The sequence below is a fragment of the Clostridiales bacterium genome (genome assembly GCA_017569285.1).
GTDB lineage: Bacteria > Bacillota > Clostridia > Christensenellales > Aristaeellaceae > Aristaeella.
In genome coordinates this window covers 1,117,277-1,129,940 of sequence record CP069419.1, presented here as the reverse complement: position 1 = coordinate 1,129,940, position 12,664 = coordinate 1,117,277, and the positions used below count along the sequence as shown (strand labels likewise).

At 57.8% G+C, this 12,664-nt stretch carries 10 protein-coding genes; 3 read left to right on the top strand and 7 right to left on the bottom strand.

Translation table 11 applies throughout. The annotated features are described in order from the left end of the window. The first annotated feature begins 50 nt into the window (after positions 1-50). Positions 51-3,293 (top strand): DUF5107 domain-containing protein, encoded by a 3,243-nt coding sequence (locus JNO48_05010; protein ID QTE69260.1) that lies wholly within the window; start codon positions 51-53, stop codon positions 3,291-3,293. Positions 3,294-3,358: 65 nt separating this feature from the next. On the opposite strand, the gene JNO48_05005 is transcribed toward JNO48_05010, so the two are convergent. The 3 genes from JNO48_05005 to JNO48_04995 all read right to left on the bottom strand — a co-directional run bounded on the left by JNO48_05005 (position 3,359) and on the right by JNO48_04995 (position 5,324). Then, complete coding sequence (locus tag JNO48_05005) at positions 3,359-3,976, bottom strand: HEAT repeat domain-containing protein (GenBank protein QTE69259.1); 618 nt, start codon at positions 3,974-3,976, stop codon at positions 3,359-3,361. A gap of 314 nt (positions 3,977-4,290) precedes the next feature. Continuing rightward, positions 4,291-4,707, bottom strand: a complete 417-nt coding sequence (locus tag JNO48_05000) for a flavodoxin (GenBank protein ID QTE69258.1) — start codon at positions 4,705-4,707, stop codon at positions 4,291-4,293. 68 nt (positions 4,708-4,775) lie between these two features. Then, a complete protein-coding gene (locus tag JNO48_04995; protein ID QTE69257.1) occupies positions 4,776-5,324 on the bottom strand; it encodes a DUF3793 family protein in 549 nt (182 codons plus the stop codon). A 266-nt stretch (positions 5,325-5,590) separates the two neighbouring features. Between JNO48_04995 and JNO48_04990 the strand changes: the two genes are divergently transcribed. After that, on the top strand, positions 5,591-6,124 hold the full coding sequence (locus JNO48_04990) for a flavin reductase (GenBank protein QTE69256.1): 534 nt from the start codon (positions 5,591-5,593) through the stop codon (positions 6,122-6,124). Between the two features lie 116 nt (positions 6,125-6,240). On the opposite strand, the gene JNO48_04985 is transcribed toward JNO48_04990, so the two are convergent. Then, positions 6,241-7,452, bottom strand: a complete 1,212-nt coding sequence (locus tag JNO48_04985) for an MFS transporter (GenBank protein ID QTE69255.1) — start codon at positions 7,450-7,452, stop codon at positions 6,241-6,243. A 30-nt stretch (positions 7,453-7,482) separates the two neighbouring features. Continuing rightward, entirely contained in the window at positions 7,483-8,256 is a 774-nt protein-coding gene (locus tag JNO48_04980) for an endonuclease/exonuclease/phosphatase family protein (protein QTE69254.1), read from the bottom strand. A 119-nt stretch (positions 8,257-8,375) separates the two neighbouring features. Between JNO48_04980 and JNO48_04975 the strand changes: the two genes are divergently transcribed. After that, the gene (locus tag JNO48_04975; protein QTE69253.1) at positions 8,376-9,653 is read left to right on the top strand and encodes a glycoside hydrolase family 125 protein; all 1,278 of its coding nucleotides are present in this window, start codon (positions 8,376-8,378) and stop codon (positions 9,651-9,653) included. 10 nt (positions 9,654-9,663) lie between these two features. On the opposite strand, the gene JNO48_04970 is transcribed toward JNO48_04975, so the two are convergent. Next, positions 9,664-10,623 (bottom strand): CehA/McbA family metallohydrolase, encoded by a 960-nt coding sequence (locus JNO48_04970; protein ID QTE69252.1) that lies wholly within the window; start codon positions 10,621-10,623, stop codon positions 9,664-9,666. A gap of 88 nt (positions 10,624-10,711) precedes the next feature. Beyond that, entirely contained in the window at positions 10,712-12,409 is a 1,698-nt protein-coding gene (locus JNO48_04965) for a hypothetical protein (protein ID QTE69251.1), read from the bottom strand. Positions 12,410-12,664 lie beyond the last annotated feature (255 nt).

The window sequence follows — 12,664 nt, the reverse complement described above, 5'->3', positions numbered from 1 at the left end:
GGTATGATAGGTGCCAGATTCATCAGGATAAAATCCGGGGAGAGAACCATATGAACAAGGCAAAGGTTTACGAGGAGATTGTCACCATTCCCACCTACCGTACCGGAAGCATGGAGAAGGATCCGCTGTTTATTGAAAAACGCGCCTACCAGGGCTCCACGGGAAAGGTGTACCCGGTCCCGATCTGCGAGAAAATCAGCGATACCAAAGAGGATGCTGAATACAAAGCGGTGATCCTGGAGAATGATTACCTGTATGTGATGATCCTGCCGGAGCTGGGCGGCCGAATCCAGCGGGCGCTGGACAAGACGAACGGCTATGACTTTGTATACTACAACCGGGTGATCAAGCCCGCACTGGTAGGACTGGCCGGGCCGTGGATCAGCGGGGGAATTGAGTTCAACTGGCCGCAGCACCACCGGCCTTCCACCTTTATGCCGGTGGATTACACCTTCCGCGAAAACCCGGACGGATCCGCCACGGTGACGATCGGGGAGACCGACCGCATCAACGGGACCAAGGGAAACGCCAGCATGACCCTGTATCCGGACAAGGCGTATATCGAGATCCGGGGCCGGCTGTTCAACCCGACTGATTATCCCCAGACTTTCCTGTGGTGGGCGAATCCGGCCGTATCCGTGAATGACAACACCTTCTCCGTGTTCCCGCCGGATGTGAACGCCGTGATGGACCACGGGAAGCGGGCGGTTTCCACCTTCCCGATCGCCACGGGCGAGTATTACAAGGCCGATTACTCCGCCGGGGTGGACATTTCCCGGTATAAGAATATCCGGGTGCCGACTTCCTATATGGCGGCGCATTCGGACTTTGACTTCGTCGGGAATTTTGACGAGGGAAAGGATGCCGGACTGCTGCATGTGGCGGACCACCATATCAGCCCCGGGAAAAAGCAGTGGACCTGGGGATGCGGTGATTTCGGCAAAACCTGGGACCGGAACCTGACCGATGAGGACGGCTCCTATATCGAGCTGATGACCGGTGTATTCTGCGACAACCAGCCGGATTTCACCTGGCTGAAGCCGCAGGAAGAGAAGGAATTCGTGCAGTACTTCATGCCCTACAAGACCGTGGGACGCGTCCGCAACGCGACCAGGGACATCGTACTGGGCCTTGATTTCCTGGACGGAAACGGGAAACCCATTGAACCGGATCCCTTCGCGTACGGCGTGGAAGCGAACCGGGCGGTACAGGCGAAAGCCGCGTCCGCCCGCCTGAAGGTGTATGCCACCGGGGAGTACCGGAATGCCGAAATCGTCCTGGAAGCTGGCGGAAAGGAAGTCTACCGGAAAAAGGTGGATCTCTCGCCGAAGGCCGCCTTTACGGACACGCTGGACAGCCCAGGCGATTACCGGATTGCCGTATATGACGAAAACGGAGCGCTGCTCTGCGAATACCGGGAATACATCCGGGAGGACCTGCCGATTCCGGAACCCGCGGAAGCACTGAAGGCGCCCGGGGAAATCGGAACGACAGAAGAGCTGTACCTGGCGGGACAGCACCTGGAGCAGTACCGGCACGCCACCTTCCTGCCGGATGATTACTACCGGGAAGGACTGCGGCGGGACCCGACCGATATCCGGCTGAACAATGCCTACGGGCTGTTCCTGCTGCGCAATGCCCGGGCGGAGGAGAGCGTTCCGTTCTTCCGGGCGGCCATCCGCAAACAGACCTGGCGCAATCCCAACCCGTATTCCGGGGAGGCGTACTTCAACCTGGGCCTTGCGCTGGAAACGCTGGAGAAACTGCCGGAAGCATATGACGCGTTCTTCAAGGCAACCTGGAGCGCGGAGACGGCAGGCGCGGCCTGGTATCACCTGGCCTGCATCTGCGTAAAGCAGGGGGACCTGGAAAAAGCCCTGCGGTTTGCCGACGAGAGCCTGTTCCGGGGCTGGCATGATATGAAAACCCGGTCCCTGAAGGCATCCATTCTGGCGCACCTGTGCGGGGAAAGCCCGGAATACCGGCGCTTTGTGGATGAAAGCATAGAAATTGACCCGCTGTACAGCAGCCTGCTGTTCCGGAACGGCCAGGAAGCCTTTGACCGGGCAACCGGGGGACGGGCGGAGGCGTACCTGAACGCCGCCTATGAGCTGACCGCTTTCGGATTCCCGCAGGACGCGGCAGACCTGCTGGCGAAGTGCCCGGCGGAGACGCCGATGAAATACTACGCCAAAGCCTTTGCGGAAGGGAAGCTGGGACAGAAGGACGCCGCGAAGGCGGACGCGGAAAAAGCGGAAGCCCTGCCGACGGATTTCTGCTTCCCGAACCGGACGGAGGAAAAGACTATGCTGGAATACGCCGTATCCATCCTGGATACCGCGCCGAAAGCCCATTACTACCTGGGCGAGCTGCTGTATGACAAAAAGCAGTATGACGCCGCGGTATGCCACTGGCAGGCGGCCGTGAAGGAACAGCCCGGCCTGGCGCCGGCCCACCGGAACCTGTCCATTGCGTATTACAACCACGGCGACCGGAGCCTGGCGGAAGGGGAAATCGCGGAGGCGGTACGGCTGGAGCCGGAAAACAGCCGCTGCCTGCTGGAGCAGGACCAGCTGCTGAAACGGCTGGACCGTTCGGCAACGGACCGGCTGGCCATCCTGGAGGCGCACCGGGAAATCGTTTCGGACCGCTGCCCGCTGATGCTGGCGTTTATATCGCTGCTGAACCAGGACGGGCAGTATGAAAAGGCACTGGACCTGCTGGAACACTACACCTTCCATGTATGGGAAGGCGGGGAAGGCAAGGTCGCGGATGAATACAAGGCGGCGCTGTTTGCCCTTGCGGAGAAGGCCATGGCGGACGGAAAGCCGGAGGATGCCTTTGCATATGCGGAGCGGACCATTACCTATCCGGAAAACCTGGGAGAGGGAAAACTGGACAATGTTCCGGATAACCGGGCATATTATGTGATGGGCTGTGCCCGGCGCGCCATGGGTGATGAGGCTGCGGCCCGGGAACTCTTCGAAAAGGCAGCCGCCGGACCACGGATTCCCGAACCTGTACGGTATTACAACGACCAGCCTTCCGACTACATCTACTACCAGGGACTGGCTTTCCGCGCGCTGGGAGAAGAAGAGGAAGCCCGGAAATCCTTCCGCAGCCTGGCGGAGTTTGGGGAGGCGCATATGCACGACAAGGTCGGCTATGACTTCTTTGCCGTTTCCATGCCGGAACTGGAAGTGTACCAGGATGACATCCAGAAGCGCAGCGACGACTATTGCCGCCGCCTGGCGGAGCTGGGCCGCAGGGGACTGCGGGAAACGGAGAAATAAAAAACGGCCCGTCCGCCGGGACGGGCAGGAAGCAAATCTGCTGTCATCAAAACCTGATATTCAGATCACGAATCGGCCGGGTCGAGCCCGGCTGCTTTCAGTGCGCCCAGGGAATGGATGCGGACCACGCGGTTGCTGTCGGTTTCAGACATTTCCCGCAGCCGTTCCGCATACGGACGGACAAATTCCGGCCGGCGTTTGCCGAGGACACGGAAGATTTCCGGTGATTCCATGCGGACCCTGTCCACCGGATCGTGCAGGAGCTTTTCGAATACCGGCATATGATCCGCATAGAGATCCGGGGTGTTTACGGCAATATTTTCAGACGCCCAGATGAAGCTGAGCCGGACGTTTGCGTCCTCGTCGCCGGCAAAGCGGAACAGGTTTTCCCAATATGCTTCGATGACGGGGAAACTGCCCCGCCCGATGCGGCCGAGGGCATTGACCGCACGCTCCCGCAGGAGCGCTGCCGGACTCTCGCAGAAGGAAGCAATTGAGGGGACATGCTCCTTTACCGACAGGGGATATACGAGGCCGGCTTCGCCCAGCAGCCAGAGGGCTTTGGCCTGGATCCTGGCCGATTCATGCGCCAGGAGGGAGGCAAGATACGGAATCTTTTCTTCCCACTGATCCCGGTTTTTGGTCAGCGTACCCAGTTCCTTATAAAGATCTTTTTCTGTCATGATCCTGTTTCCTCCGTTTCTGAGCGGGAACAGCCGGTTCCCGTTTTTGGGGGACGGAGCACTATACTAATCTTTTTGCTCCGTGAAATCAACAGTTTACCGGATCCGGAAAACAGGAATGATCCGGAATACATGGCAATTAATCGAAAAACCAGTTTCCGGGAATAACAAAGAAGTGCACCGCGGAAGCGGTGCACCGGGGAGCTGCCGGCTCAGGCGCCTGCAGCGATCCTGAGCGTGATCATCAGCGCAACAGCCAGCAGAAACGGAATCAGCCGGGCAAAAATCTTTTTCAGCATTTGGGTTTCCTGCTGTTATACAATTGCCTTGCCCAGGGCTTTGCAGGCGGACAGCGCTTCGTCATCAGGGGTGTTGTTGGCCTTTACGCTTTCGGCCGCGAGGGTGATTCCCTTTTCCGCGCAGCGGGCTTCCCAGTTGCTCAGCCATTCGCCGACACCCCAGTCATAGCTGCCGAACAGGACGACCTTTTTTCCGGGAAGGGCCGGCTCAATTCCTTCCAGCATCGGCTGGAATTCGCTGTCCTCCAGCTCTTCCGCGCCCATCGCGGGGCATCCGAGCGCAACCGCATCATAGCCGTCCACGCCGTTCACATCCGCACAGGTCAGGAGATCCACATCCGCACCGGCGGCCTTTGCGCCTTCGGCGACAGCGTTTGCCATTGCCTCCGTGTTTCCGGTACCGCTCCAGTAAATAACCGCAACTTTGCTCATTGTAAAAAACCTGCCTTTCGTTTTATAGTCTATTCCACTCCCTTGCGGGAACCAGAACAGCAAATTGATCAGGCTGGAACTGCCAGCCTCTCCAGGGAGTATCCCTGCTGCCAGCAGCGCAGGTATACTTCCGTGCAGCGCCTGCAGCGCGCGAATTGCCGGGCTGCGCCTTCCACATCGTCATACACTTTCCAGATGCCGGAAAGCTTGCACGCATGCTTCCTGTGCATGAATCCGTCCACATCCGCAGGCGGATACCCCAGGAACAATCCGATTTCATGGGGGAAGTCCCGGCTGCCGCGGAGCCGGGAAATCAGCCGGGCGATGCAGGCGTTCGGATTTCCGCAGGCATATCCGCATTCCGCAAGAAGCTGAGCGGCCAGTTCATTCCGGAGATCCTTTTCCAGCATTTTCGGACGATAGAGATATACCAGCGCGCGTCCGTTTTCCCACCGCAGGGGAAGCGCACGAAGCCCCTTGCGGCCCAGGAGCCGGTTCAGCCGGCGCAGTTCTTCCGTCATATGTTCCCGGCTGTCAAACGGGCAGTTGAACATATTTCCGGTTTTCAGGCTGGCCATGGTGGGCGCGCAGCAGCGGATCAGCATTTCGTTCGACATCGTTCCTCCATAATGTTAGCCAAAACTAACCATTATGCAAAAAATAAAAAGCCCTTGAAGATTTCCAAATACAAAATGAACCGGGATTCAAAGAGCGTTAGACAAAACTAACGACATATTAATATCATAGGAGAGTGGGGATTGTCAACTGTTTTTAAAAACCGCTTCCGGAAAACGACGGGGAAACCGACAGGCCATTGACTTAGAGCCTGCTCAAGGCATTACAATCATCAGGACGGGAAGAAAGAACGGGGAGGAAGAAAACGATGAAAGAGAAAATCAATGTTACGGATTACGCGAACCTGATTACCCGGGCACTGCCGAAAGGAATCCTGCTGAACACCAACGGTGACAAGTTCAACGCGATGGTGATCGGATGGGGCCATATCGGGACCCTGTGGAGCAAACCCACCTTCCATGTGTATGTCCGGCAGGGACGCTATACCAAGAGCCAGCTGGACAAAACCGGTGAGTTTACGGTCAGCGTTCCGCTGGACAAGCCGGACCCCGCGATCACCAAAATCTGCGGCTGGCAGTCCGGATACAAAATCGACAAGGTGAAGGAAGCCGGGCTGAAACTGGAAAAGGCGGAGGTGATCCATACCCCGGGAATCCGGCAGTATCCCCTGACGATTGAGTGCCGGATCCTGTATTCCCAGGACCAGGACCTGGAAAAAATCCCGAAGGATATCCTGGAAAGGATGTATCCGCAGGACGTGGAGGGCGATTACCCGATGGCCAACCGGGACTTCCACACCATGTACGTCGGCGAGATCGTGGATGCCTATATCATCCGATGATGTAAAAAAATGAATGCGGCTGTCCGCACCGGCCTGTGAAAAAACCGGCGCGGACAGCCGCACTGTTTTTCCGGGCGCGCATTGCGCATCATGCCCGGCAGAAGCTGACATCCGTTTTACGTGTTTTCCGTGCCGCGTTTTGCCATCCGGCGAGCAATTTCCAGCAGCAATGTACCGATCAGGCTGACCACGGCCCAGGAAATGAACACGCCGTCCCAGCCAAAGCTGTCGCTCAGATATCCGGCGAAGGAACCGGAGAACGCGCTGCCGACATAGACCATCGCATCCAGCAGGCCGGCAGCCAGTGCCACGCGGTTCAGACGGGAGTACATCAGGGGCATCAGGTTTGTCAGCAGCGGATTCAGCCCGTAAGCCATGGCGGAAACCAGCACCAGTACAACGACGCAGCCCGGAAAGCTCTGTCCCGAGACAGGCCCAAGCGCCAGGCTCAGCACTGTGCATACGGCGAACAGGATGCCCGAGGAAAGGAACAGGTTACCTGTCCGTTTATATGCGGCCCGGCCCATCTGAATACCCAGGAAATTGACGCAGGGGATGATCAGGATGATTCCGACCGCGCTGTTCAGGTCAATACCCTGCGTATCCATGAGCAGTTTGGCAGCCCAGTAGGCAATGCTGTCGCGCACATACCCTTCGGCAGCACAGCAGACCAGCAGCAGGATCAGGTTGGTACCCAGCAGCAGTTTCCAGACCGGGGCGCGCTCCTGCGGCTGCTCCCTGTTCTGTGCCTGGATATCGGCGGAAGTATTCCGGATGACCAGAATGGACGGTACGGCGATCCCTGCCGTGACCAGACCGGAAACCAGGAATGCCGCGCGCCAGCTGAGCAGACTGGTGAGCAGCCCGGAAAGCGCCCAGGCCAGGAGATAGCCGATAATCAGGGTCAGGGACATGAAAAATGCCGCGTGATCCCGCACGGTCTCCCGAAACTGGGAAACAATAATCCGCATGATGGGTGTCCAGATCATGGACTGAAGCAGTCCGTTGACAAACCAGAGTGCCACCAGCAGCGGGAAGGCCGCGGAGACAGAAAAAACCACGTTGACCAGCGATGAACCCAGCAGGCCGATCAGCATCAGGCGCGGCGCGGGATACCGGTCTGCCAGCAGGCCAGAAATGATCTGCCCGGCGGCATAGGGGATGGCAAAGCATGTGGGGATCAGTCCCGCCTGCGCGGCACTGATGCCGAATGTTTCAGCGATTGCATTCAGGGACGGTGACAGATTGCAGCGTGAGATATATGCCGATGTATACGCTGCAAAGCATGCGATCAGCAAACAAAGCTCATTTTTCGTATAGCGTTTCATGGCGTTTCACATTCTTCTCCGGTTTTTCGATCATGCCCGGCAGAAGCTGATTTCCGCACAGACCGGGTAATGGTCGGACAGGTAAACACCATTCTCCTGATCTGTCCATTTGCAGACGCTGCTGCAGCATAAAGCACCCTTCAGCACGATGTAATCGATCTGGCAGGGCGGATCGGCCGGAATGTTTCTTCCGTAATTGTGAAAAGTGATTCCAATGGAACGGGTGACATCCGTGAGGCCGGGATCCTGTTTCAGGATTCCCATTTCCTCACTGTCCGGTTCAGCATTAAAATCCCCGGCCAGAATCAACGGAACGCCCGAAAATGTTCCGGGTTCCTCCGCATGACGCAGGATCAGGGCAAGGCCCTGTTCGCGGGCTTCTTTTCCCCGGTGATCCAGGTGGGTGTTGAGCACGCGGAACACCTGTCCGCTTGCTTCCTCCATCAACACCGCGTCTGTGCAGCAGCGGGGGCAGGAGCTCTGGCCGGGGTAGCGGCTTCCGGGTACCGACGGGGTTTCGGACAGCCAGAAGGTGTGCATTTCCAGCAGCTGGTAATTATCCTTCCGGAACATGACCGTCATCTGCTCGCCGTCCAGCTTTTCACTGCGGCCGCAGCCGACCGCGTAATAATCCGGAAAGCTCTTTTTCAGCCATGCGGACATATGCGGTTCCACTTCCTGGAAACAGATGACGTCCGGCTTTTCACGGCTGATGGTCCGCTTGATCAGGGGCTGGCGGTAAACAAAACTGTTTTCTCCATCCTGCGGGCGGTCGACGCGCAGATTGAACGTGACGAATTTCATGTCCATTTCCTTCCTTCTCGGGTACATTTTTGTGATCGGAGAACCAATTTTCGGAAATCATCTGGAAAAGCGCGGGGCAATCTGGTAAGGTAAAAGAAAAAAACAGGAGGACAGGCAGCATGGATTGGCTGGAGGAAGCGACACAGCCTGTTTTTGACAGGCTGACAGCGCTCGGAAGGAACAAACTGGCGCAGATGTACCGCGCCTGTTTTCGCAGCACCTGGGATACCACCCTGCAGCGGTCAGACGGCACGGTGTTCCTGGTGACGGGAGACATTCCCGCCATGTGGCTTCGGGATTCTTCCGCCCAGGTATACCATTATGTGCCGCATGCCGGGAAATACCGGGAGGTTTCCGAGGCAATCCTGGGACTGCTGGAGCGGCAGTTCCGCTATATCATCCTGGATCCGTATGCCAACGCGTTCAACCGGGAAGCGAACGACCACCGGAGCCACCTGGATGACACCAGCTGGACGGAGGAAGCGCGGCCCTGGATCTGGGAACGCAAATATGAAGTGGACTCCCTGTGCTATCCGGTCCGCCTGGCATATCATTTCTGGAAAACAACAGGATCCGCCGCCTGGTGCGGCGAGTCTTTCCTGCAGGCTGCGAAGCAGATCCTTTCCACCTGGGCAACGGAGCAGCACCATGCGGAACAATCCCCGTATTATTTCCGCCGGGTCTGCCGCCGGGCTTCTGATACGCTGTCCCATGACGGCCACGGGGCTCTGGCAGCCTGGACCGGCATGACCTGGAGCGGCTTCCGCCCCAGTGATGACGCCTGCATGTACGGCTACCTGATCCCGGCCAATTTCTTTGCTGCAAAATCGCTGGAGCAGATGGAAGAAATCTTTGAAGCGCTGCTGCCGGAAGAAAACATGACCGGGCGTATCCGCGCACTTCGGGAGCAGATCCAGGAAGGCCTGCGGAAATACGCAGTGACAGAGCATCCTGAATTCGGCACGGTATATGCCTATGAAACGGACGGCATGGGACAGTTCAACCTGATGGATGACGCCAATGTCCCCAGCCTGCTCAGCCTGCCGTACCTGGGATGCGTGGATGCCGGTGATCCGGTATACCAGGCGACCCGCCGCATGCTGCTCAGCCCGGCAAACCCATATTATTACTCAGGGACCTGCGGGCGGGGAATCGGAAGCCCCCATACCCCGCCGGATTACATCTGGCCCATTTCCCTGTGCATCCAGGGACTGACATCGACGGACCCGGAAGAAATACGGGAGACTGCCCGACTGCTCGAAAACATGGACGCAGGCACCCTGCTGATGCACGAGGGCGTTTACAAGGATGATCCCGCACAGTACACCCGCCCGTGGTTTGCATGGGCCAATTCCATCTTCAGCGAGTTCGTGGAAAAAGCGGTGAGCGACCTGTAATTCCGGCCGGTTATTTTTCCGGGAAGAACGGCTGGGAGAACGCGGCCATACCCCAGCTCAGGCACATCTCCACGCGGATATACTGCTCGTCGCCCTGGTATTTATAGGCGGCTGTTTTTCCCTTGCCGGTCTGCAGCTGGCGCAGCTGGCCGCCCTGGCCGATGAAGCGGAAGGTTTTTTCCGGCAGGTCGAAAACGGAATCATGGTGGCATTCGGCCACGATCCATTCGCCGTCGGTATACAGGCGCTCAAAAACGGCACCGTTGGAAGCATAGAGGCTGCCATGGCGCAGCGCGTCCAGGATGCCTTCCTTCGTTTCTTCCTTTACCTGCACCATGTTCCAGGCATTGTGCATATCCCTGATGCTGTGGAAATCATCGTTGCCGGTACACCATACACGCTTTCCCGCGGTCAGGGCAGCGTCCCATACGTCGGTGGCCAGGTGGCCGGGACCGGTAAACAGATCGCCGTTGATGATTTCGATGGCGGTGTAGTTTTCCAGCTTTTGGGCCATTTCACCGGAGAAGTAGTCGCTGAACCGCCAGTGGGGATGCGCGAGGATTGCGATACCGCCGTCCTTCACGATTTCATCGATCACGCGCTGGTAGTCCTCCAGGGTGTAATCCTCCGAATCCTTCTGAATAATATCTTCCTGGAAGGTCATGCGGCAGCCGATGCCCAGGATGTGGTGGCCGTAGGAATCCTCACGGCCTTCGATCAGGATGCACCGGCCGTTATCCGGATCGGTGCCTTCGATGGGCCGGTACATCTCCTTTTTTCCGGAAGTGGTGTGATCGGTGATCGCCAGGAAGCGGTACTGCATCCAGGGAGATGATTTGTAGCGGCAGAAACGGAAGTAATGATCTGCCGTATCCTCCAGTGTATGGCCGCCGTCCGATACGGTGGTATGGGTATGGAAGTTTCCCCGCAGCCAGGTGCCGTCTTCATAATAGGGAGAAATCCAGCGCATGGTATCCGTCTCCTGTTCTTCAGATTTTGATTCAGGCCGGACCGGAAACGGTCCGGCTTTCCATATTTTTCAGTCACAGACAGATCTTTTACCGCTTCTGCTGGGTAGGGCCGTAATTGGCCGCGCCGGTGTAGATCACGTCATCGGGGCCGGGCAGCACCTTTTCTTTGCGCAGGTCCCGCTGGTACAGGCGCAGGTGCTCTCCGTGGGGAGTGATATCCACGACGTCCGGGCCGCGCCAGAATACGGTGTACTCCCGGCCGGCGGCGGTTTCCTTTTTCCGCACGGTGCGCAGGGGATGACGCAGGGTAAAGGTATCGCCGGGGGCAAGCTCAGGGGACAGGATCAGGCCGTTTTCCTCCCGGAGGGGAACGGGATTTCCGTTCACCGCGCATTCCGGCTGATTCCCCATAAAGGGATACCGCCGGAAGGCGGCACGGCCGCCGTCTTTCAGCGTCAGCCGCATTCCGCCGCGGTCCGGATAATCGCTTTCAAGCCGCCAGGCGGAGGTTTCCCGGTCCAGCGGAATATTCACCACAAAAGCGCTGCCTTCTTCCGTAACCGCCCGGTCCCATACCAGCTGAATCGCGACCGGCGCGGTGCCCGCACAGCAGCCTGCGATGGAGCGGAATTTGGAGAGGGAAATGCTGTTGGGCAGGGAACCGCCGGTAAACCCGCCGATCATCCGACTGCCGATATCGTGCCAGGTGGTGCTTTCCGTGTCGGGACGGCTGTTGTCCTCCACGACATAGGAGGCACTGGTGACCTGGTTTTCCACCAACTGGTTGCGGGAGAACAGCACGATATCCTGCCAGTATTCCGGGTAACCGCGGCGGACCAGCTTATCCGCCATCACGAGCATATCCTTGATGCAGCATGTTTCACAGTGCTCCTCCGCCATGGGATGCCACTGGGCATATTCCGGCACCCAGCCAAAGGAGGAGGACAGGGAGCGCACATAATCATAGATGCCTTTCGCGGCAGCCAGGTATCCGGGATCGCCGGCGGCCTCCGTCAGGTCCGCGAGGCCGGAAGCGACCCAGACAGCGGAATGGACGTGGCCGAAGAACGCGTACTGCCAGCTGAAATACCGGGACGGCCCCAGCAGCTGGTTGGCCAGGCCCTGCGCAAGGTCCAGCGCGGCTTCGTCCCCCCATTCCAGCGCCCGGGTCATGAGGGCGGGGATGACCACGCCATTGCGGATGGGCTGCTCGCCGCGCCCGGTATGGCGGGTGAGGTCAAACCCGCCGTCCAGCAGGTAAACATCGTTGGGGAACTCATAGATCGGCTTCTCCTCCGGAGAATCCCCGGACCAGAATGTCCGTACCTTCCGCTCGATAACCAGGGAACGCATTCCGTGGATCAGGCCCGAAATCCGGGTTTCCATTTCCTGATCCCCGGGATTTTTGCGGAGAATGCGGTTCAGGGCCGGGAGGATATAGCCCATCTCGTGGAAAGAGGCGTGCATGGTGTGCGTCCAGGGATAAGGCCGGTGATAGCGCAGGCCCTTCGGCCCCCAGCTGTCGCGCAGGAAAGCCTCAAATCCCGCCAGCACTTCCTTTCCCTCCTCGGTGCCCAGGACCTGCATCGCGCTGTCCAGCCCCTCGTACCAGGAGCCGACCAGTTCCGCGTCGTCCACGCGGCAATGGGCCGCTTCCGCCGGTTTCTGGTTCGGCAGAATCAGCCAGTAGGGCAGATATCCGTTTTTTTCATCGACCATGCTGGTGAGGTAATGGTGCGCCAGTTTCGCCATATTCCATGGATCGAAATGCTGATATCCCGGCATGGGTATGACCGCCTTTCCATAAGCGTTTTCTGATTGACTTCATCTTATAGTATTCCCCTGCGCGTGTAAAGCCGATATCAGGAAAATGGTGTGCAAATCATAAAAAAAGACGCTTAAAAATGTATAATCTGGTTTAAAAATGGACAAATATCATAAAATTGGTGTCAACATCAGATGTTTTAACTTGTCAATTTCAGACATGATTGCTATGCTTTGAGTATCAGAACGAGGCAAAAAACAGAAGACGTGATCCGG